The 20,328-nt window shown below is 61.7% G+C and carries 22 protein-coding genes; 17 read left to right on the top strand and 5 right to left on the bottom strand.

Features of this window, described 5'->3' with window-relative positions; genetic code table 11:
* Window positions 1-47 precede the first annotated feature (47 nt).
* The gene (gene larE, locus HY556_03370) at window positions 48-923 is read left to right on the top strand and encodes an ATP-dependent sacrificial sulfur transferase LarE (protein MBI4392824.1); all 876 of its coding nucleotides are present in this window, start codon (window positions 48-50) and stop codon (window positions 921-923) included.
* 42 nt (window positions 924-965) lie between these two features.
* On the top strand, window positions 966-1,289 hold the full coding sequence (locus HY556_03365) for a winged helix-turn-helix transcriptional regulator (protein ID MBI4392823.1): 324 nt from the start codon (window positions 966-968) through the stop codon (window positions 1,287-1,289).
* A 133-nt stretch (window positions 1,290-1,422) separates the two neighbouring features.
* Here the strand turns inward: HY556_03365 and HY556_03360 are convergent, their stop codons facing one another.
* Window positions 1,423-2,370: a 50S ribosome-binding GTPase gene (locus HY556_03360; GenBank protein ID MBI4392822.1), complete on the bottom strand. Its 948-nt coding sequence runs from the start codon at window positions 2,368-2,370 to the stop codon at window positions 1,423-1,425.
* A gap of 183 nt (window positions 2,371-2,553) precedes the next feature.
* On the opposite strand from HY556_03360, the gene HY556_03355 reads away from it, so the two are divergent.
* The 4 genes from HY556_03355 to HY556_03340 all read left to right on the top strand — a co-directional run bounded on the left by HY556_03355 (window position 2,554) and on the right by HY556_03340 (window position 4,745).
* Window positions 2,554-2,796: a hypothetical protein gene (locus tag HY556_03355; GenBank protein MBI4392821.1), complete on the top strand. Its 243-nt coding sequence runs from the start codon at window positions 2,554-2,556 to the stop codon at window positions 2,794-2,796.
* A 4-nt stretch (window positions 2,797-2,800) separates the two neighbouring features.
* Window positions 2,801-3,472: a DUF120 domain-containing protein gene (locus tag HY556_03350; GenBank protein MBI4392820.1), complete on the top strand. Its 672-nt coding sequence runs from the start codon at window positions 2,801-2,803 to the stop codon at window positions 3,470-3,472.
* Between the two features lie 108 nt (window positions 3,473-3,580).
* Window positions 3,581-4,147: a tRNA (cytidine(56)-2'-O)-methyltransferase gene (locus tag HY556_03345; GenBank protein MBI4392819.1), complete on the top strand. Its 567-nt coding sequence runs from the start codon at window positions 3,581-3,583 to the stop codon at window positions 4,145-4,147.
* A gap of 100 nt (window positions 4,148-4,247) precedes the next feature.
* The gene (locus HY556_03340; protein ID MBI4392818.1) at window positions 4,248-4,745 is read left to right on the top strand and encodes a hypothetical protein; all 498 of its coding nucleotides are present in this window, start codon (window positions 4,248-4,250) and stop codon (window positions 4,743-4,745) included.
* 15 nt (window positions 4,746-4,760) lie between these two features.
* Here the strand turns inward: HY556_03340 and HY556_03335 are convergent, their stop codons facing one another.
* The 4 genes from HY556_03335 to HY556_03320 all read right to left on the bottom strand — a co-directional run bounded on the left by HY556_03335 (window position 4,761) and on the right by HY556_03320 (window position 8,467).
* Window positions 4,761-5,255, bottom strand: coding sequence for a hypothetical protein (locus tag HY556_03335; GenBank protein ID MBI4392817.1), 495 nt, complete (start codon window positions 5,253-5,255; stop codon window positions 4,761-4,763).
* A 95-nt stretch (window positions 5,256-5,350) separates the two neighbouring features.
* Window positions 5,351-6,049, bottom strand: coding sequence for a glycosyltransferase family 2 protein (locus HY556_03330; GenBank protein ID MBI4392816.1), 699 nt, complete (start codon window positions 6,047-6,049; stop codon window positions 5,351-5,353).
* Window positions 6,046-6,840, bottom strand: coding sequence for a glycosyltransferase (locus tag HY556_03325; protein ID MBI4392815.1), 795 nt, complete (start codon window positions 6,838-6,840; stop codon window positions 6,046-6,048). The genes HY556_03330 and HY556_03325 overlap by 4 nt, the downstream gene beginning before the upstream one ends.
* A 91-nt stretch (window positions 6,841-6,931) precedes the next feature.
* A complete protein-coding gene (locus HY556_03320) occupies window positions 6,932-8,467 on the bottom strand; it encodes a polysaccharide biosynthesis C-terminal domain-containing protein (protein ID MBI4392814.1) in 1,536 nt (511 codons plus the stop codon).
* A gap of 343 nt (window positions 8,468-8,810) precedes the next feature.
* Here HY556_03320 and HY556_03315 point away from each other — a divergent pair, with 343 nt between their 5' ends.
* From HY556_03315 to HY556_03265, 11 genes are all read left to right on the top strand, one after another.
* Window positions 8,811-9,836 carry a glycosyltransferase gene (locus HY556_03315; protein MBI4392813.1) on the top strand — a complete coding sequence of 342 codons (1,026 nt, stop codon included), beginning with the start codon at window positions 8,811-8,813 and terminating at the stop codon, window positions 9,834-9,836.
* A 55-nt stretch (window positions 9,837-9,891) separates the two neighbouring features.
* The gene (locus HY556_03310) at window positions 9,892-11,040 is read left to right on the top strand and encodes a glycosyltransferase family 4 protein (GenBank protein MBI4392812.1); all 1,149 of its coding nucleotides are present in this window, start codon (window positions 9,892-9,894) and stop codon (window positions 11,038-11,040) included.
* Entirely contained in the window at window positions 11,037-12,158 is a 1,122-nt protein-coding gene (locus tag HY556_03305) for a glycosyltransferase family 4 protein (protein ID MBI4392811.1), read from the top strand. The genes HY556_03310 and HY556_03305 overlap by 4 nt, the downstream gene beginning before the upstream one ends.
* A 174-nt stretch (window positions 12,159-12,332) precedes the next feature.
* Window positions 12,333-12,920 (top strand): D-sedoheptulose 7-phosphate isomerase, encoded by a 588-nt coding sequence (locus tag HY556_03300; GenBank protein ID MBI4392810.1) that lies wholly within the window; start codon window positions 12,333-12,335, stop codon window positions 12,918-12,920.
* Window positions 12,921-13,499 (top strand): HAD family hydrolase, encoded by a 579-nt coding sequence (locus HY556_03295; protein ID MBI4392809.1) that lies wholly within the window; start codon window positions 12,921-12,923, stop codon window positions 13,497-13,499.
* A gap of 28 nt (window positions 13,500-13,527) precedes the next feature.
* Complete coding sequence (locus HY556_03290) at window positions 13,528-14,118, top strand: class I SAM-dependent methyltransferase (protein MBI4392808.1); 591 nt, start codon at window positions 13,528-13,530, stop codon at window positions 14,116-14,118.
* Between the two features lie 40 nt (window positions 14,119-14,158).
* Window positions 14,159-15,370: a glycosyltransferase family 4 protein gene (locus HY556_03285; GenBank protein MBI4392807.1), complete on the top strand. Its 1,212-nt coding sequence runs from the start codon at window positions 14,159-14,161 to the stop codon at window positions 15,368-15,370.
* On the top strand, window positions 15,367-16,233 hold the full coding sequence (locus HY556_03280) for a glycosyltransferase family 2 protein (GenBank protein MBI4392806.1): 867 nt from the start codon (window positions 15,367-15,369) through the stop codon (window positions 16,231-16,233). Before HY556_03285 ends, HY556_03280 begins: the two co-directional genes overlap by 4 nt.
* The gene (locus tag HY556_03275; GenBank protein ID MBI4392805.1) at window positions 16,226-17,311 is read left to right on the top strand and encodes a glycosyltransferase family 4 protein; all 1,086 of its coding nucleotides are present in this window, start codon (window positions 16,226-16,228) and stop codon (window positions 17,309-17,311) included. Before HY556_03280 ends, HY556_03275 begins: the two co-directional genes overlap by 8 nt.
* A gap of 14 nt (window positions 17,312-17,325) precedes the next feature.
* A complete protein-coding gene (gene asnB, locus HY556_03270) occupies window positions 17,326-19,209 on the top strand; it encodes an asparagine synthase (glutamine-hydrolyzing) (protein ID MBI4392804.1) in 1,884 nt (627 codons plus the stop codon).
* A gap of 47 nt (window positions 19,210-19,256) precedes the next feature.
* Window positions 19,257-20,156: a glycosyltransferase gene (locus tag HY556_03265; GenBank protein MBI4392803.1), complete on the top strand. Its 900-nt coding sequence runs from the start codon at window positions 19,257-19,259 to the stop codon at window positions 20,154-20,156.
* Window positions 20,157-20,328: the final 172 nt, after the last annotated feature.

The following is a 20,328-nucleotide window of genomic DNA, read 5'->3' as shown; positions in this document are numbered from 1 at the left end:
CTTCCATCCCCTCGTATTTTATAGATGGCGCCTCTTCCCGAAGCGAAATGGCTTTGGAGCCCCAGTCGGTGATGACGCGTCCCGCTTCGGCCAGCGTCTCGCAGCGTATCGAAGCGCTTCGCGAGGCGTTCCGGTCGAGACGCCGCGTCCTCGTGGCCTTTTCGGGCGGCGTGGATTCCGCGATACTCGCAAAGATCGCCTTCGACGAGCTTGGCAGCGGTTCGCTGGCCGCGATACTTGACTCCGAGACGTTCGCCCGCTCCGAACTCGAAGGCGCCGTGAAGACGGCGAGCGAGATGGGTGTTCCCCACCTCGTGGTCCGTTTCTCCGAGCTTAGGCGCCCCGATTACGCGCTCAACCCGGTGAACAGATGCTTCATCTGCCGCGAGGAGATGTCGGTGGTCCTAAGGCGCGAGGCCGACGAGCGTGGTTTCGACACGATCGCCGCAGGCGTCAACGTGTCCGACCTTGGCGAATGGCGACCCGGCATCGCGGCTCTCCGCGCGGCGGGCGTGTGGATGCCATTGGTGGAGCAGACGATTGACAAACAAGGCGTACGCGACATCGCGGCGGCCCTCGGCCTTTCTGTCGCCAACAAACCGTCGATGGCGTGCCTTTCGTCGCGGATACCGTACGGGGACTTGATCACCGTCGAGAAGCTGACTCTCGTCGAACGAGCGGAGACCGCCGTGCGCGCTTTGGGGTTCGCGCAGGTCCGCGTCCGGCTACTAGGCGATGTCGCGCGCGTCGAAGTCACGCCCGAGGATGTCCCGCGCCTCATGGCATCGTATGAAACGGTCCGCGTAGCGTTGGAAAGTCTCGGTTTTTCATCTGTTGTGGTGGACGGACGCGGGTACCGCTCGGGAAGCCTCAATGAAGGCGTGGCGCCCGCGCCTCCTGTATTGCCACATAGAAAGAGTTAATAAACGTCAGGACTTGCCACTAGCGGTTGGAAAGGAGGGGCCATGCCCGAAAACGCTGATTTGAAACTCGTTATTTCGGACATCCAGAAGATCAACCTCGTCACCGACGGGACGAGGAGGGCGATCCTTGAGCTTCTGGTGGGCGGCCAGATGACCTCGCGGACACTCGCCAAGGAATTGAACATCTCGCAACAGCTCGCCTACCACCACTTGCAGAAACTCAAGACCGCAGGCCTTGTCGAGGTCGGCGGCGTCGACAAACACGGTAGCAAGGAAGTCTATTATTATCGCGCGGTGGCGAGCTCGTTCGAATTCCGCGTCCCCGAGATCCGCGCCCGCGCCCTCGGTCTCGGACCCCCGAAATAGCGGTGGCGAGGCAAGCGTCAAGAACAAGGGCGCCGGCGGCATGGTAGAGCACCCGGGTTACCCGGCGTCCAGGCATTTACCGCCCCCTATGGGGCGCTTTCTAAAAGGCCTTCCAGGCTCGTTTCCCGCCCAATCAGGCTGCCTTGACCTTTCGGATTGATGGCAGCTCCAGGTTCTCCGAGGCGCTTCGGACCGCGACCGCCAGTAGCTCCTCGACCCCTTCGCCGCTAGTCGTCGAGATCGTCCACCTTTTCGTGTCCCGCTTCAGAAGATCGCTCTTGTTCTCGACCTCCACTATGGGGATGTCGGGGAAGCTCTTTTTCACTTCGCCAAGAAGGTTCTCCTGCGCTTCGATCGTGTAACCGCAATGCTCCGACGGGTCCAGGATGAAGATGATCGCGTCGGCCAAGTGTTCGAGGGCGAGGATCGCCTGCAACTCGATCTTGTTCCGTTTGTCGAGCGGGCGGTCGAGTAGCCCCGGCGTGTCTATGGCCTGGAACCGGATCCTGCGCGCGACGAAGTGGCCGATCTCGATACCCTTCGTCGTGAACGGGTACGGCGCGATCTCCGGCTTCGCGTTCGAGACGTACCGAAGTAGCGAACTCTTGCCCACGTTCGGATAACCCGCGATGACGATGGTCGCGGATTCGGGGTCGATGTCCGGGAAGTGGCGCATGACCTCGCGCGCCTCGTTGAGGAAGGTCAGGTGCTTGTCGATGCGTCGGAGGATCGAACTCGTCCGCCCGTAGGCGCGCATCCTTTCACGCTCTAGCGCGTCGCCTTGGAGCTTCCGGATCCGCGTCGCGCTCTGGTCGCATATGCTTCCTATCTGCTCGCGCGCCCAATCGAGGGAACCAAGCGACAGTTTGAGCTTGTCGATCGAGACGGTCACGTCGATGAGGGAATGGTAGAACGGCGGAAGGCCCTGGAGCGACGGGAACGCATCGACGTAGCGCGCGAGCGTCGCATCGATGATGTTCTGGGCGGCGCGAAGTCTCGAAAGTTCGGTGTTGCGGCGGCGCATGATGGCGTCCGGTTCGGAACTCACGTTCTTCGCCGCCCTGCCGTAGGCCTTGTCCATCACCTCTTGCGCCGTGAGGACCGTCGGGATCTTCCGGAACTCCACGTCCCGGGTACCCCGGCCTCGCTCAAATAGGCTCCTCCTGGATCGCCTTGACACACGGCTATCCGGGCACGCTCACGCCAAGTGTTGCCCCGACTAAAGGTTTATTGACCGACCGCCAATATGGCGAGACGTGGCAACATGAACGAAAGCTTCGTACTAGCGAACAAGAACAGGGTCGCCCTGTTCATGGAACTGGGAAGCGGGGAGACCGATCTTGGACACATCACCAAGAAGCACCACATGGTGGGCCCCGCGGCGAAGGCGGCGGCGGACGACCTCATCGGCGCTGGCCTCGTCGCCGACAAGGGTGGACGGCTTTCGCTGACACCCGAGGGCCTCAAGATCTCCGCGGACATGAAGCACAAGGGGCTCCTCCGGTAATCCGATGACGACGTCTCCGGAAGAGCGCGAACTCCTGAAGCAACTTGCCCGCCTCGGCGGCATGCGAGGCTTCGTGAGCATCTCGTCGGGCGAGCTTGCAGGCATCTGCAACACGAGCCAGCAGACGGCGTCCCGGAAGATCCTCAAGCTCTTGAAGGACGGCCTCATCAGCCGGCGCATGGGGACGCGCAAACAATTGCTCCGCATCTCGCGCCAGGGCGTCCAGGTGCTTCGCCGGGAATTCAGCGAATACAAGGGGCTTTTCTCGGGCGAAGGGGCGCTCATGTTCAAAGGCCGCGTGACGACGGGCCTTGGCGAGGGCCAGTACTACATGTCGCGCAAAGGCTACATCGACGCTTTCGAGCGGCTCGTCGGGTTCACGCCGTTCCCGGGAACGTTGAACCTCACGGTGGATTTCCCGGAGAACGAGAAGCTTGCTGAGCTGGGGGAAAGCGAAAGCCTTCTCATCGGGGAATTCACGGCCGAGGGCCGCACCTTCGGCGCGGTGAAGGTCTACCGCGCTAGCATAAGCGCCGTCGATTGCGCCGTGATAATGCCGGTCCGCAGCCACCACGCGAACACCATCGAGGTCGTGGCCCCCGTGAAGCTACGCGAGAAGCTCGACCTCAAGGACGGGGAGATGATCGACGTGGCGGTGCAGGTGCCCGCCCAGTGACACGCGGCGGCGAGGCGCCGACCCCATGAAGCCGGAGGCGTTGCAGATGGGCAATTCAGGAGCCCTTTTTCCCATCGACACGTGGTCCGCCCCCGCGGGGTGCCCACGATGATAACTGTCCTTAGACTCGGCCACAGGCCCGACCGCGACAAGCGTGTCACGACGCACGTCTGCCTCGTGGCCCGCGCTTTCGGGGCGGACAAGATAATCCTCACGACCCGCGACGAGAAGATCCGTGAATCCGTCGCTGGCGTCGTCAAACGCTTCGGCGGCTCGTTCGAACTCGAGTTCGCGGCGAGCTACAAGAAGATCATCCGCGACTTCCCCGGGAAAGTCGTGCATCTTACCATGTACGGCGAACCCTATGGGACAGTGGCGAAGGCCGTTGGCACCGAAAAGGACGTCTTGATAGTGGTCGGCGCAGAGAAGGTGCCCGGCGACGTCTACGACCTTGCTCATTACAACGCTAGTGTTGGCAACCAGCCCCATTCGGAGGTCGCAGCCTTGGCACTCTTCCTCCACCGGCTCTTGGGCGACGCGGGGCTTGAAGGGCACGGCGGCGGCGAGATGAAAATACTGCCTACGGGCCGGGGGAAGAGAGTGGTGACGACAAGGACGCGAGCGAAGGGGGCGGCGCGCCGCGATGTGGGCGCCGGGTCGCCGCGCCGGGAGTGACCGCGGGGAAGGACAGCGGGGAAGCGGCCGGAAACCCGGGCAACGATTCTGTCTTCGTTCGGGAGGCTTAATAGCACCGTATGTCGTTTCAGGGGGGCCGATGGTCACGTTGAAGGACGCCGAGCTACGGAAGTACGTCGTTGATAGTTGTGGCGAGGAAGGCCTCTCAATGGCGAAGATCCTCGGCGAGATGAAGGACGCGACCGACACGGAGATTGCCGAGAAGCTCGGCGAGAAACCGAGCCACGTGAGAAAGGCCCTCTATCACCTCTACGAGGCACGCGTCGCCGAATACTATCAGAAGAAGGACAAGGAGACCGGCTGGCAGACCTTCCATTGGAAACTGTCCTTGGAGAACGCCAAGCACGCGATGGAGAAGCGGAAGGAGAGCGCGGTCAAGAATCTCGAAACAAAGCTCGAATTCGAGCAATCACACAGGTTCTTCATATGTCCTCGCGACCAGAGCAGGCTATCATTCGAAGAAGCCACGGAAAACGTCTTCCACTGCCCCAAATGCAACGGACCGCTCGATTACGAGGAGAACAAGGGGCAGGTGAAGGAGCTCAAGCACCAGATCGAGGAGATGAGGGGGGAGTAAGGCCCCTACATGCTACTAGGCGACGCCGCCCACGTCGGTCGCATGAACCCACAGCGGCGACAGGTCATCTACCAGGATGTGGACCTCCAACAAATTGAGAAGGTAGCATTGTTGGCCGTTGGCGTCGAAATAGTTCGGCCCTTCGTCGTTCGTCCAAGGCCTGCTTGCATCCTCTTCGCAACCGGGGACCCCGACCCAGGTGGCGAGATACTCGCCAGTCCCGTTCCTTTTTATGGTGGAGTTATGCGCCCGGAGCCATAACTCGTCGATGGTCCCGTGTTGGCGCGCGGCGTCACTCTGGTCGAAAAACTCGTCCCATGTCATATCCCTGTAATAGGTCAAGTTCGGTTTGGTCGCCAAGTGTTCAATGGCGACGTGCCTCACCTTTTGCGCGGTCGCGTCGTCTATCGAACGGTCCTCAACGATCGCGTGTCCTCGTTCGGGCTCTATGCATCCTCCCAGCGCGATCAGGACGCATGCAGCCACGGCGAGGCCGACGAGCCGGCGCATCGGACAATAGGATGGATGGGCGCAGATAATAACATTCCGAGGGTCGGTTTCACATTTCGGCGCGGCTGGCCGCCCGTCTGGATTGCTTTCGCTTCCTAATCCGTCCTCAACAACCCCAACCTCTTCTTCACGAGAAACAGCATGTTCGCGTAGCCGTCCTTGAGGCTGTTGAGCTTCACCTGTCCCGCTCTCACTCGGTAATGGATGGGGACCTCCTTCGCCTTGAGTTTGGGGTTCTTGAACGCCTCGATCTTTATCTCCTCGGAGAGAGGCATCCCTTCCGCCGTCAATGTGATGGAGCCCAGGATGCCCCTCCTGAAGACCCACATGCCGCTTTGGCTGTCGCGGATGTTGCATAGGAAAAGGACGCGCGTACAGGCCGAAAGCATCCAGTTTCCGAACTTGTTGCGGGTACTCATGGCGCCCTTTTCGAGGTGTGCGAGCCGGTTCGTCGTGATGAAGTCCAGTCCCTCGTCGTCGAGCAACTTCACGAGTCTCGGGAGGTCGTTGAACGGGTACGTGCGGTCCGCGTCGCCCGTTGCGATCACGTCGCCCTTGGCGAACTCGAACCCGGTGAGGTAGGCCCTGCCGTACCCTCGGCGTGGTTCCACGATCACGCGTGCGGCCTTCGATTTGGCGATATCGCGCGTCCTGTCCCGCGATTCCCCATCGACGACGATGACCTCCGTCTCATAACCAAGCCCCTCGAGTTCTTTTCGGGGGATCTCGTCGAGGACTTCGCCGATGCCCTCCTCCTCGTTCAAGGCCGGGATGACGACGGAAAGGAGCTTCATTTAGGCGCCGACCCCGTTGGAGGCAGTTTTTCGGTGAACGCGCAGAGAAGGTAGCCGCCCACGGCGACGAAAAGCCTCGTAATACCCCAGAACGTGAGTTGGCTCGTGAGCATCTTCTTGAAGGAGTACTGCGACCAGAGGCGTCCGTGCTTCAACGTGAGTTGCTTGCGGCCAAAGCCGTTCCAGAGGGCTTGCTTGAGAAAGCCCGGGATGGTGTCCCGTGCTCTGTGGTAGACGATGGCCCGCTCGTTGAAGATCACCTTGGCGCCGGCGTCCACCGCGCGGATATTGAGGTCGATGTCCTCGGCTGTCCGGAACCAGTCGTCGAAACCCTCGAGCTTCTCGAAGAGGTCGCGCCGGTAAGCGAGGTTACAACTCGGGAAAGTCACGTCGTAGCCGCGCTTGTAGAGCTCCACACGGTGGAGCGACTCGAAGGGACGGTAACCTATCTGGATCGTCTTTCCAGCGACGACGTCTGCTTTCTGAAGCTCTTCGCGTAGCTCTTTTATCCAGAAGGGGTTGGCGATGCAGTCGCCGTCGATGAAGGCGACGTACTTGCCTTTCGCTTGGGCGACACCGAAGTTCCGGGACTTCCCGCGCGTGCCGCCCCGCCGGTGAAGTTGCACAAAGTCATACTTGTCGCAGTATTCGCGCGTCAAGACCCGGGTCCTGTCGTCGCTTTCCGAGTCGACGACGATTATCTCGACGGGCGGTTCCTGTACGACGAGACTGTCGAGAAGGTCGGCGATGTGGTGCTCTTCGTTGCGGACCGTAATCACTATGCTGATCAGGTCCGCCGCCAAGAATATCGCGCCTTAAACGGCATCGCCGATATAAACTCCGCTGTCTCATAAAGGAGAGGCGGGGCGGTCAACCGCGGGTTCAATCCGGTCCCTTGCGTTTCGAGGTCAATTCGTCGCGCATGTAGTCGGCGGCGGCGCCCGGGCTCATGAGGGCCTTGAAGAAGGCGATGTCCTCGTCGGTCAACGCGCCGAGAAGCCGCAACGTGACGACGTAAATGACGCCGCCGACGAGGGCAAGTAGTATGAGTGTGAAGAAGCGCGCGTCGCCGCCTACGAATTGGGCGAAGTAGAAGAGCGGGATCACCATGATGACGCTTGCCGAGAGGTGGCTGAACATGAACCGCTCCGATGGAAAGCGCGTGACCGTGGTGGCCGCCCTTCGAAGCACCAGGAACCCGACGGCCATCGACACGACGGTCGCAAGGGCCGCGCCTACGTCCTTGAGCCCGGGCAACGGGTACCCGAAGAGGCTCGAGGGGATGAAGAGGAGGTTGAGGACGATGTTCGTCGTGAATATCGTTGCTCCAGCCATGACGGCAAGATGCGGCTTGTTCGCGCCGAAGAGCAGGTTCTCGTACGGGTAGGAGAGGGAGAATATGAGCACGTAGAGCGTGAGAAGAGCGAGGGTCGGCGCGGCCGCGAGGAATTCGTCCGATAGGAGCACGTGGATGACGGGCACCGCGAACGCGATGGTGAACACGCACACTGGGAAAAGAAGCATCGAGATGTACCGAAGCGCCTGTCCCGTCACCTTCGATACTCCGTCAAGTTCGTTCCTGGAGTGCAAGTCCGAGAGGGTCGGGAAGAGGAGTATCCCCACCGCGGTCGGCACCATGTTGATGAGCGAGGAGATGCGCTGGACGCCCGTGTAATTACCGACCTCGGTCTCCGACCAGAAGAAGCCGAGCGCCACCTTGTCGACGTTTCCGGAGAGCGTTGCGAGTATCCCGCCGAGGAATATGGGCCACGCAAAGCGGCTGTACTCGCGCAGAAGCCCCGTGTCCGGGCGGGCGATCCGCTCTCCGCGGAGAAGCAAAGCAGCGACGAGCAAGGAAGCGAGCGCAGCGCCCGTGTATGTCAAGGCCAGGAACTCGGCGCCGTTGGCGGCGATGGTCCGGAACAACTCGGGCGAATTCGCTTCGTAGTAGGAGGCAAGCGGGCCAGTCCCGAAGGCGGAAGCGGCGAAGGCGAGCGTCACGACAGCGGTGAGCGGGAGGCGGACGAAGTGCTCGGCGACGACGACGAGTTGCGACTTCGCGGTCTCTCGTTTTGCATCGAACGTCACTCCGCCTATCGCCCGAAGGCTCGTGAACGTGTAGTAAAGCAGGACTATCACGACGGTACCTGTGGTCGTCGAGACGAAAGGCTTGTCGAGGACCACGACCTGCACGAAGAGGTAGGCTCCGGTGAGGAGGAGCATAAGGAGCGTGAGGCCGACCTTGACGGCAAGATACGTCCCGAGGCACACGGCGGGGTCTCGGCCCTCGGAGATCTTCTTCACGTGCGCTTGCGAGAAACCGAGCTCGGAGATTATGACGAAGAGGCCGACGATCCCCATGGCGTAGCCCCACTCGCCTAACACGTCCCGACCCATGTAGAGGGCGACGAGTTTCAACGCGACGTAGCCGGTGACGGCGCCGATGAGGTTATTGAGGACTATCAGGCTTGTTTTCCGTGCGATCAGGTGTCTCGACGTCCTTGGTCCGCTGGCGTGCCGCTGGTCGCCGACCTTCCTGCGTTGTATAAGGGTTTCCGTTCCGAGTCCCGCATGGGTCGATGTCGCAAGTCCGGTCTGGACGCGCGTACCCGACGCCAGCGAGGGTCTCTCGTCGGGGTGGGTCTCACCGCCTGTCGGTCCCGTCTATCCTCGAAGCGCCCTTGGATCGGCCCCGGTCCCGGTAGGAGTGAGTTCCTTCCCGTTCAGCAAGAGTTAAGGGTATCGCCGGGGCTTAGGCGCCGTGGCGGGGATCGAACCCTTTGTCTCCGTGGTCATCACGGTGAAGAACGCCGGCGCGACGATACGCCGCTGCATGGATTCGCTTCTTGCCATGGACTACCCGCGCGACCTTTACGAGATAATCGTCGTGGACGCGTTCAGCACGGACGGGACGTGGGAAACGCTCCAAGAATACGCGAAGAGGACGCAGGCGCCGGAGATTAGGACGCTCCAGAAGATCGGCACCATCGGGGTCGGGCGAAACGAGGGCATCCGCAACGCGAAAGGCACTTTCGTGGCGATAACGGACGCCGACATGGAAGTGTCGCGCGATTGGGTCCGAGAACTCTTACGCGGCTTCACGTGGGGCGAAGGGATAGCGGCCGTCGGCGGCCCGAACAACACCGCTACCCGTGGCCTCACGGTGCGGACGGTGTCCTGTCTACCGGTCCACGGTCCCACATTGGACGAAGTGCATCTCTTGCGGCCCAACCGGTACAGGAAGAAGTTCGTGAGCGGAGAGAACATCTACACGAACGTCACCAGGAACAGCATGTTCCGCCGGGAGGCGCTTCTCGCCGTGGGACTCTTCGACGAGGAGCTTGTCGTGACGGAGGACCCGGAGCTCAACCGGAGGCTTCTCAACGCCGGTCACAAGGCCGCCTACAACCCGGCTGCCGTGGTCCTTCACCACCACCGCGACAGCCTCCCGGCATTCTACCTCCAGCAGGCCCGGTATGCGTATTGGCAGGCGGTCGCCAATCGGAAGCAACCGAAGATGGCCGGCGTGAAGCAGTGGTTGCCGGCGGTGGCGGCCATCACGTTCCTCGTCCTCCTGGCTGGTGCCTACGTGTCGGATGCGGCGGCACTTGCGCTCGCGGGCGTCATCGTCTTGGTCGTCGCTTTCCTCCTTGCCTACGCGGCAAAGTGCGCGATAGTGAAGCGGAACATCGTCCTGATGCTCACGATCCCGGTCTTCTACCTCGCGTGGCAACTCGCGTGGGCCATCAATTTTCCAGCGGGTGTCTTGGGGATGAGGCCGCCGTGAGGATCGTCCACGTGGCCGGAGCCCGCTTTGCGGGCGAGGACGGGGTGGGCGAGCCGTGAGGATCGTCCACGTCGCGATACGCTATCCTCCCGCCACGGGAGGGGGCGAAACGCATGTCTACAACCTCTCGTTGCATCAGGCGCGCTTGGGCCACGACGTCGCCGTCGTCACCACGAAGCTCGTGACGGAGGTCCCAAGAAAGGAGGACTCGACCCTTCCTGGCGACGAGACGGTGGAAGGCCTCGAAGTGAAGAGGCTTGAGACGCGCGGGACCGGGCTTCCCATTTGGGGGTACGGCTCCATAATGAAAGGCCTCATCGCCGCCGTCAAGGAGTTCGAGCCCGAGGTCGTCCACGCGCACGGCTATGGTTACGCACACACGGACCTCCTCGCGCGCTGGGGCGACCGCTCCGGCGTGAAGGTCGTCGCCACTTCCCATGGTTTCGTCCGGGGCCGCGGGTTATTCGGACCGCTGAAAAGCCTCTACGACATGTCGCGCGGGCGGGAGACCGCGTCACGGATAGCATTGGGCGTCGGCGTGACCCAGGAAACGGCCGATGGCTGGCGCCGCCTCGGGGCCCGCCGCACCGCAGTAATCCCCAATGGGGTCGACCTTGAAGATTTCGATCGAAAGGACACGGGGAAGAGGTTCAAGGAGAGTCTTGGCATCGAAGGCCCCATGATCCTGAGCGCAGGCCGTCTCCAAGAAGTGAAAGGGCAGGACAGGGTCATCCGCGCCTTTGCGGAGGCAGATCTTCCAGCCGGCGCGAGGCTCGTCATCGCGGGCCCGGACGGTGGATTTCGGCGGACCCTCGAGCGCCTCGCGATGGATCTCAAAGTTCGCGAGCGCGTCAACTTCACAGGCGGCCTCTCGCAAAACGATCTCCTAGCCGCCTACCGGAGCGCGGACCTGATGGTGCATGCTCCACGCTACGAATCGTTCGGGATAGTGTTGGTCGAGGCCATGGCGTCAGGCCTTCCAATAATCACAGTCGAGGTAGGCGGCATACGGCACGTGGTCGACGACTGCGCCGTCCTCGTGGACGGTGACCCATCGTCTCTTGCACGCGCCATGGAGCGCCACTTCGTAGATGTCGAGGCGGCGCTTCCGCGGATACAGAAAGGCTTGGAACGCGCGAAGCACTTCGAATGGAAAGAGATCGCCTGGAATTCGATCGAAGAGTACGAGAAGGTCATGGAATGAAGATACACACACTCGTCTCCTATTTCCATCCCGTGACCGGTGGCGTCGAGACGCGGATCCGCGAAATGGGCTCGCGCCTCGTCGAGCGCGGCCATGAGATCACCGTCCACACGGCCGCCGTGACGCCGAAGGGCGAGCGCCTCCCGGCGACCGACAAATTACGGGGGATCCAGATCGTCCGGCACAAGCCCCGTTGGCGGCTCGGTTATTTCCTCATCGATTACGCACCGAAAAAGGTCGACGGCGACCTTCTCGACCTCCAGGGCTACCCTCACCTTTCCGGGGACCTCTTGGCGCGCCGCACGCGCGTCCCGTACGTGATCACGCCGCACGGGCTCACCCTGACTACCACAGGCGTCGCCCGCCAGACCCTGAGACGGGCGTACGATCGGCTCTACGGGACCCAGACGCTTCAACGTGCCAGGAAGATCATCGGAATGACGGGCGATGAGAAGGCGTGGCTCGATTCGAGGCATGTGAGGACGCCTTTCGAAGAGATACCGAGCGGCCTCGACGATCAAGCGTTCGAAGCCGGGGACGCCGCGGCATTCAAGAAAAAGCACGGGCTCGGGCGCTTCGTCCTTTTCCTCGCTCGTCTGCACCCGGAGAAAGCACCCGATCATCTCCTACTCGCCTTCTCACAAGTGGCCGCGCGCCATCCGGACGTCTCCTTGGTCTTCATGGGGCCGGACGGTGGCGCGTTGGAGGCATTGAAGCAGCGCGCTTCGTCCCTTTCCCTCACGGCGCGCATGGTCGTCACGGGGCCGGTCGCCGAGCAGGAGAAGCGCGCCGCCCTTGCGGGTTGTGATCTTCTCGCCCTTCCAAGCCAGTTCGAGGCCCTTGGTGTCGTATTCCTTGAGGCCTGGGCGCAAGGGAAACCGGTGGTGGCCTCCCATGTAGGTGGCGTTCCGTATCTCGTCGAGGAAGGGCGCACGGGGCTTCTCCATCCATTCGGCGACGTCCGCAAGCTCGCAATAATCCTCGACAGACTCCTCGCGGACGAGTCCGAACGCCGCCGGATGGGAGACGCGGCCCGACGTCGGGCGTTGGAATTCAAGTGGGAGCCGTTGACGGATCGTCTCGAAAGGGCGCTCAAGGACGCGGCCGCCCGGCGTTGAATACCCGTCTGTGACGGGCCGACCGCGGGAAACGCAGGCGTCGCCGTGCTCCGGGCGACGCCCTCGGCGGCCACCGAAGGACGAGCGGTCCCTCCCACCGTTCAGGCTCCCCTCTTGCGTCGTCCCGCCCGCAAAAGTTGAAATAAACGCCTCGTTCTCTGACACTCGACCAGTATGCCCCACGAGAAAGAGATACTCTCGGATATCGACGAAAGCATCCGGGCCAAGGAACTGTTGAAAGAACACGTCGGGGACATCGCGAAGGCCGCCTCCGCGCTTACCAACGCGCTTCGAGGCGGGAAGAAAATGGTCATCTTCGGCAACGGCGGCAGCGCCGCGGACGCACAGCACATCGCCGCAGAGCTATCCGGGAAATTCAACATCCGCGACAGACCGGGCCTTCCCGGCATCGCCCTGACCGTCAACACGAGCGCTTTGACGGCCATCGGCAACGACTTCAGTTACGACGAGATCTTCTCACGCCAGCTCGAAGGCCTCGTCGGCCCGGGCGACGTCGTCATCGGCATCAGCACGAGCGGGAACTCGCCGAACATCCTGCGCGCCATCGAGAAGGGGAAGGAGCTCGGGGCGACCACCGTGGGGATGTGCGGCAAGGGCGGCAAACTCCCATCGATCTGCGACATATCGATCCGCGTCCCGTCCGAGAACACGCCGCGGATCCAAGAGGCGCACATCACGGTCGGACACATCATCTGCGCGATCGCGGAACGGGAACTCTTCGGAAAAGGGAAAACGCGCTGAATGAACGGAAAAAGCGTCGCCGGCCGCCGCGTCGTCTTCGTCGACCGTGACAACACGATCGCGAAGGACGGCCCATATTGCGCGCGGCCAGAGGATTTCGAGCTCATCGAAGGGGCGGCCGAGGCGCTTGCAGTGCTCAAGGCAGCGGGGTTGGAATTGGTCGTCATCACGAACCAGTCCGGCGTCGCCCGCGGGTATTTCACCGAAAGCGACCTTCACCGGATCAACGCGAAGATGGAACGCATGCTCGCAGCCGCTGGAGCATCGCTTCTTGCCGTATACTACTGCCCGCACGGTCCCGAAGACATGTGTAAATGCAGAAAGCCACAACCCGGCATGATCGAGAAGGCGGCAGACGACCACGGCATCGACCCCCGACGTTGCTACGTCATCGGGGACCGGTGGTTCGACGTCGAGCTTGGGACCGTCGTCGGGGCCCGAACGGTCATGGTCCCCATCGAAAAACACGCCGATGAGGTCGAAAGCCCCCGCCTCACGCGGCCGCCGGATTTCGTCGCCAAGGACTTGAAGGAAGCGGCACGGTGGATAGTCGAGGACGTCAAACGGAAAGGTCAATAGCGAAAAGGCGTTTTTCACGCCGACCGCCTTGGCCTCCACGGGTTATTTCCATGACCGCAGCCTCGTCCACACGTCGCTCCTCTCGGAGTACAAGCGTCTCTTCCAGGGCACGTCGCGCGTTCTAGACGTCGGATGCGGGAACAACCTCCTGAAGGGGGCCTTCGGAAAGGCGGAAGTCGTCGGCCTCGACATCTCGCCGTTTGGCAAGGCGGACGTCTTGGGCGAGGCAACGCGCCTGCCTTTCCGTGATTCGCGCTTCGATGGTGTCCTCGCCCGCGACGTCCTGGAGCACCTGGCGGACCCGGTCGCGGGCGCTCGGGAGTTCCTGCGCGTCCTTCGCCCTGGCGGAAGGCTCCGGATAGAGACGCCGACGCCCGATTACAAGCGGTTCTGGGACGACCACACGCATCTACGGCCGCACACTTTGAGATCCGTTCGCGCCGTCCTCGAAGGAGCAGGCTTCCGCGTGGACGCGGTCAGGGGCTTTTGCGGAGCCGGACTCCCGGGCTTTGGCATCTTGGGGCAGGAGGATCTTGCATTGAGGATCAACGACGTGCTCGCCGGTGCGAAGCTCCGCAGGTACACGAACGTGAAGGCCGAGGCCACGAGGCCGCCATGATGCCGGCAAGCGGCGCCGGAACCGGGTGGAGATCACGGGCTTGAAGGCGGCGTTCGCGATCCCCACGGACATGTTCGTCCAGGAACACCTGCCTGTGCCGTACCTACGCGCGATCCGGCAGGCTAGATTGCTGCAAGACCACGGCGTCGACGTCTCCGTCGTGTCGTGGATCGATTTCGAAAGGGACCTCCCGGCCCACGAGACCAGGGATGGCCTCTCCATCCGGCGCTTGCGGCACAAGCTCGCCGGCGGCGTTCTCGTGCGCGGTCTCTCATTCATGAAACTGCGAGACAACGTGGAAACGGCTCTTCTTGAGGAGGCGCCGGATGGGATCGTCTGCCACGACCTCGAACTCCTTTGGGCGTCGACGCGGGCCGCCAAGAAGCTGCAAGTACCCCTGTTCTACGACTCCCATGAGGACTTTCCGGCGATGGTGGCGGAGGAGAAGCCGCTGGTAGCAAAGGGCTTCGCGGCGCTTGAGACGCGGCTTCTTCCCCGTGTGGCCCACACTTACACGGTATCCGAAGGGATCGCGGACAGGCTGAGACGCGACGGCGCCAAGGTCACCGTCACCTACAATTCGAAAGCCATCGACGAGGTCCGCGCGGACCCCACGCGCGTCAAAGCACTCTCCGACCACCTTGGGATCAAGGATGACGATTTCATCATAGGTTTTGCCGGCGGGTTGAACGGCGAGCGCGGACTCGAAACCACGATCCGCCTCCTTTCCAGCCTCCCTCCGGAAGCGCGCCTCGTCATCGTGGGCGGCCCGACGAAGGAGGCGGAGCGGCTGAAGAATGTGGCCGCCGAAGCGGGCGTCGGTGGGCGCGTCGAAACGCTGCCGCCCGTGCCTACGGAGGAGCTTTTCGACTACGTGACGCTTTTCGACCTCGGCCTCATCGTCGTCCCTGACCTCGGGCCGAACTACCGGTTCCGGGCTCCGAACAAGCTCTTCGACTACATGGCCGCGGGTGTCCCTACGATCCATTCTGACTTTCCCGACATGACGCGGATAGCCCAGGACGCCGGGTTCGGGATACCGGTGAAGCCAGACGATGAAACGGCGCTCCGAGACGCAATCGTCGCTTCCATGGCTGATCGCGACCGGCTCGATTCCATGGGAAAGGCCGCCAGGATGGCTTTCGCGAAGACCTACTGCTGGGAGCGGATGAGGGAGCGCATCTTGGCGAGCCACCCATTTTGGTCTGCAAGCACGAAAGTCGGTGCGGCTCCGGGGAAGGGGTCGTCGTGACGCGTTACAGCGTCTGCATCACGAACCTGAACAGCGTCGCGACGCTACGAGAATGCCTAGACAGCGTCATTCCCCAGTTCGCCGGGCGAGACGTCGAATTCGTCATCGTGGACCAGGCGTCTGTCGATGGGAGCCGGGAGATTCTCGAAGAGTACGCAGCGAAGACGCCAGGGTTCCGGCTCATCAAAGATTCACGCCGGGGTCGCGGGATCGGCAGGACGCTCGCCGCGAGGGCCGCCCGAGGCGAATACCAGATACATCACGTGGACACGGACGAGATATTCCGCCCGGTGATCGGCAAAGTGCTCGACGCCTACCATGCGAAGGAGCGTGAGGTCGGCCCCTACACGCTTCTTGCGACACTTCTCATCACGAAGCGAGACCTGATCGAGAAGGCGGGTTATTTCCCAGAGACCGTGAGCCACGAGGACGCGCTCATGAACGCCCGCCTGGCGGCCGTCGCGCCGCTCATCTACCTGCCGGTGATGTACATGGAGCACCGCCAGCACGAGAGCAGGCGAAAGGACCCGGTCAAAGTGTTCCTCGAGACGTACGAGTATTCCACCGATGTCTTGAGGCTCCGGGCGCTCTCCGTTTGGCGTACGTACAAATACATACTTCGCGGAAAACGGCCGGGTTTTCGCAGGGCGCTTGCGACCGTGCCCTTCCTCGCGGCCCTAGCGACGCTCCCCTTCAAGAAACGTTACGACTTCCCGCTCGCGCACCAGAACATCACGACGCCGTACGATTACCTACTCCCCCACATGGGAAGCCTCGACGAGTTCTTCCGCCTCTGCGGCCGGGAGCACTTCGAGGTCGTGGATTCGATCGTCGAAAGGGCCCGGAGGTATCCCCGTGTCTAGCGGTCTCGCCGTGAACTTCGCCTACTACGAAGGGCCCGGCGGTGTCGTGTCTCGCTACGCACGCATGTTCCACGAGCAGTTGCCGGAGATAGCCAATGTCGTCAATCACCGGATCGAACATTCGCGCGCCATCATCGCGAAGTACATGGACCTCCGCCGACTGGCCAAGCGGCGAAACGAGGGCGACATCTGGCAGTTCGAGACGCAGGACCTCGCCTCCCTCCTTAATTTCACCCGTTTCAAGAACAGCGTCGTCACCGTGCACGACCTCACGTTGCCGTTCTACCCGGAGTACTATCCGCACGAATTGCCCGTGATGATAGACTCCAGGCTTTTCGTCCGCGGTTTGAAAAAAGCGGACCTCGTCATCACCATCTCCGATTTCCAGCGGGCCGAGATCGCCCGATTCACGAAGATCCCGCTTGAGCGGATCCGGACAATCCACTACGGCGTGCCCCCCGGGTTCGGACCCGTCTCGGAAGCCGAGCGCGTAACGATCAGGACCAAGCTCGGCATCGGTCCTGAGGAACGGATAGTCCTTTTCGTCGGGTCCGACCAACCGCGAAAGAACCTTCCGACGCTTCTACGGGCCATGCGCCAAGTCGTCGATGCGGAAAAAAACGCGCGTCTCGTGAAGGTAGGTCACGCGGAGAGGGACTTGTGGAGGCGCCAGAACGAGAAGGCGGTCGCGGATCTCGGCCTCGGCTCCAAGGTCACGTTTGCCGGCCACTTCGGGACGAACACCGCGGTTGCGGAATGGTACCACGCCGCCGACGTCTTCGTCTTCCCGACGCTCTACGAGGGTTTCGGCCTTCCCCCGCTCGAAGCGATGGCATGCGGCCTCCCGGTGATCGCGTCGGACGCATGCACCATGCCCGAAGTCGTCGGGGACGCGGGCGTGCTTGTCCCCGCGATGGACGAAGCGGCATACGCAAGGGCGATAGTCGAAGTGCTCTCGGATGCCGGCCGTTCGAAGGAGCTTTCCCGCCGCGGCCTCGAACGCGCTTCCACCTTCTCCTGGGAGAAGGCCGCAAGGGAGCACGTCGCCGCATATCAAGATTTAATAGAGAAGCGATAGTAGAGAAGCCGTAAATGTGCGGCATCTGCGGTTTCGCCGGCTTCGACGACAAAGGTCTACTCAAGCGCATGGCCGACTCGATACGGCACCGCGGGCCGGACGACGAGGGCTTCTACACGGATTCCCAAGTTGGCCTTGCCAACCGCCGCCTTTCCATCGTCGACGTGGCCGGCGGCCATATGCCAATCTCCAATGAAGACGGCTCCGTCTGGGTCACTTACAACGGCGAGATCTACAACTACCAGGAACTACGCGAAGAGATCTCGAAGCTCGGCCACCGCTTCAAGACGAGGTCGGACACGGAGACGATCGTCCACGGATACGAACTCTTGGGCCCGGACTTCGTCAAACGCTTGAACGGGATATTCGCGTTCGCCCTATGGGACGTCAACAAGCGCCGGCTCGTCCTGGGCCGCGACCAGATGGGCGTCAAACCCCTGCACTACAGCGTCCAAGGGGACCGCATCTTCTTCGGCTCCGAACTCAAGGCCATCCTCCAATACCCCGGCATCGCGCGGGAAATCGACGAGCAGGCCCTCTTCGATTTCCTGAACCAATCGTTCATCCCGGGCGAGCGCACGATGCTCTTGGGCATCAAGAAGCTCCTTCCCGCCCATTATCTCGTTTTCGAGAACGGGGTCGCCAAAGTCATCCAATATTGGCGGCCGGACGTCTCGCCGATGGACTCGAAAGACGACGAGTACTATGCGATGGCCCTCGCGACCATTTTCCGTGAGACAGTCAAGTCCGAACTCCAAGGCGAGGTGGCCCAAGGCGTCTACCTTTCCGGCGGCGTGGATTCCACTTCGTTACTGGCGACGATGCGAAGCCTCTCCGACGAACGCTTCCACACGTACACGGTCGGATTCGGCGAAGCCACCGACGAGACGAAGGAGGCCGCCCGCGTCTCCGAGCACTTCGGTTGCGAACACCATGAGCTCTTCGTCGGCTCCGACGCGTTAAAGCACATGCCGGAGGCCATCTGGCACCTCGAAGAGCCGCGCCGCAACATAGAGCCGACCCTGCTACTTTCGAAGCTTGCAAGAAAGCACGTGAAGGTCGTCCACTCCGGTCTTGGCGGCGACGAGCTCTTTGGCGGATACGACCGCTCGATCCGCGCATACAAGGACAAGCATCTCCCTCGCATGATACCGCGCCCGATAAGGAAAATCGCGACCGCGCTCCCGGCCCTCGGCGTCGACAAGCTGGAGCGCGGTGCGAAGGCCCTTTCCGCGTACGGCGAGGACGACGCCAAATACTACATGGCGTTCGCCCCGACAGGGGCTCTCACGCGGCGCGAAGGCGCGATGATGCTTACGCCGGCGCTCGGAGGCCAAGCGCCGCCGGAGGAGGAATACCGCTCATACTTCAACGACCTTAAGGGCCTCGACTTTTTCGACCAGCACACGATCGTCCAGATGCGCGGCTACATGGCCGAGGACCTGTTGCAGATCGTCGACCGGGAGACCGCGGCATGCGGGCTCGAAGGGCGCGTACCGTTTTGCAATAGACGCATGGTCGAGTTCTCCTTCAGGATACCCCAGGCCGTGAAGATGAGAAGCCAGAAACACGTGCTCCGGATGGCGATGCGACGCCTCCTTCCAAAGGAGATCGTCGAGAACCGGACGAAGCGCGTCTTCGGCATGTCGAGCCACCACTGGTTCAAAGGCGAACTCAAGGACCTGGCCCGGAAAGTGCTCACGCCCGCCCGACTAAGCCGCAGCGGATATTTCAAGGACACTTTCGTGGAGAAGACGCTTCGGGCCGCTTCCTCGCCGAAACGGGAACGGGACTACACCCACTTGTGGAACATGACGGCGTTCGAGATATGGAAAGGCCTCTACCTGGATGGAGACGTGAGAAGGCCGGAGTTCGGGCTTGAACGGCTCTTCCCGTAGGCCGCCGTAAGGGCAGGTTGATATGGCAGGCCAGTTTTCCAGCGCAAGTGCGCGTGATCTTTGCATGTCCGGGCGGCTACAACAGCATCACGCAGTACATGCTTCGCGCAATGAACCGGGAAAATGTCGTGCTTCACCTTGATCTCCGCCAACTCTCTATCCGCGAGCTTCGAGACCCGCTCGGGCTTCGGAAGACCGTGCGCAAGGTTCTCAAGGAAAATTATTGTAAGCCAGCGGATTTCGACCTCTTTCTGTCCGTCAATGACCACCCGAAGCATTTCCTTCGCGGCGTGCCCGACCTTGGGATTCCGACGGCCAATTGGCACCTTGATACGCACCTCTTTCCCGAGTACCACCAGACTCACGCCAGGGACTACGATTGGGTGTTCTACGCTCACAAGAAATACCAAGGCCTCTTCGCCGAATGCGCCAACAAATCGGCTTGGGTGCCACTGGCGTTCGATCCATGGTATCACCGGATGTTTCAGGGCGAGCGCGACCTTGAGGTCGCATCAGTGGGGAACATGGCGGCGGGATTGTACAATGAGCGGATTCGCCTTTCACGGATCTTGGAGGGAAACTTCAAAACCACGATTCTGCAGGGTATTTTCTACGAAGACGTGGCCAGGTTGTACAGTCGATCGCAAATCGTATTCAACCGCAGCCTCATGGGAGTGCTGAACCAACGGGTCTTTGAGGGAATGTCTGCAGGAGCCTTGATGGTCACCGATGTCGTGGACGGTTTGCTCGACCTTTTCACGAACAAGAAGCATCTCGTGACCTACGAAACGGACGCCGAACTCATTACCCTGGTCCGCCACTATCTCGACCATCCAGAGGAGGCGAGAGAGATTGCACGGGCCGGGCGGGAGACAGTGCTAGAGAATCATACTTTCGAGCATCGGTGGCAGGACATGGTCAAGCTAATGGGTATCTCCCGAAAGTAGACGGCGGTCCATTTTGAAAAGGTCTTTCGCACCCCACGCCGGGCGCCTGAAATGGGCGTGAACGCTTTGTCATTGTCGCACGAAGTGAGGATGCGTCCACGAAGAGTCTGCCTTGGAGGGGCAAGCGTGATACGATCACGTTTCTGCAAGCGTAGACATACCACGGGAAACG

It is taken from the genome of Euryarchaeota archaeon (assembly GCA_016207515.1).
In the GTDB taxonomy this organism is placed as follows: domain Archaea; phylum Thermoplasmatota; class SW-10-69-26; order JACQPN01; family JACQPN01; genus JACQPN01.
The sequence above is the reverse complement of the archived record's forward strand: the minus strand, read 5'-3'. Positions and strand labels throughout refer to the sequence as shown.

Bases quoted from the DNA above. Each gene is read 5' to 3' on its own strand.
- HY556_03305 (MBI4392811.1), top strand. From the start codon at position 11,037: ATGAAGATACACACACTCGTCTCCTATTTCCATCCCGTGACCGGTGGC.
- HY556_03345 (MBI4392819.1), top strand. From the start codon at position 3,581: ATGATAACTGTCCTTAGACTCGGCCACAGGCCCGACCGCGACAAGCGT.
- HY556_03340 (MBI4392818.1), top strand. From the start codon at position 4,248: ATGGTCACGTTGAAGGACGCCGAGCTACGGAAGTACGTCGTTGATAGT.
- HY556_03335 (MBI4392817.1), bottom strand. From the start codon at position 5,255: ATGCGCCGGCTCGTCGGCCTCGCCGTGGCTGCATGCGTCCTGATCGCG.
- HY556_03365 (MBI4392823.1), top strand. From the start codon at position 966: ATGCCCGAAAACGCTGATTTGAAACTCGTTATTTCGGACATCCAGAAG.
- HY556_03300 (MBI4392810.1), top strand. From the start codon at position 12,333: ATGCCCCACGAGAAAGAGATACTCTCGGATATCGACGAAAGCATCCGG.
- HY556_03360 (MBI4392822.1), bottom strand. From the start codon at position 2,370: ATGGACAAGGCCTACGGCAGGGCGGCGAAGAACGTGAGTTCCGAACCG.
- asnB (MBI4392804.1), top strand. From the start codon at position 17,326: ATGTGCGGCATCTGCGGTTTCGCCGGCTTCGACGACAAAGGTCTACTC.
- larE (MBI4392824.1), top strand. From the start codon at position 48: ATGGCTTTGGAGCCCCAGTCGGTGATGACGCGTCCCGCTTCGGCCAGC.
- HY556_03350 (MBI4392820.1), top strand. From the start codon at position 2,801: ATGACGACGTCTCCGGAAGAGCGCGAACTCCTGAAGCAACTTGCCCGC.
- HY556_03355 (MBI4392821.1), top strand. From the start codon at position 2,554: ATGAACGAAAGCTTCGTACTAGCGAACAAGAACAGGGTCGCCCTGTTC.
- HY556_03295 (MBI4392809.1), top strand. From the start codon at position 12,921: ATGAACGGAAAAAGCGTCGCCGGCCGCCGCGTCGTCTTCGTCGACCGT.
- HY556_03330 (MBI4392816.1), bottom strand. From the start codon at position 6,049: ATGAAGCTCCTTTCCGTCGTCATCCCGGCCTTGAACGAGGAGGAGGGC.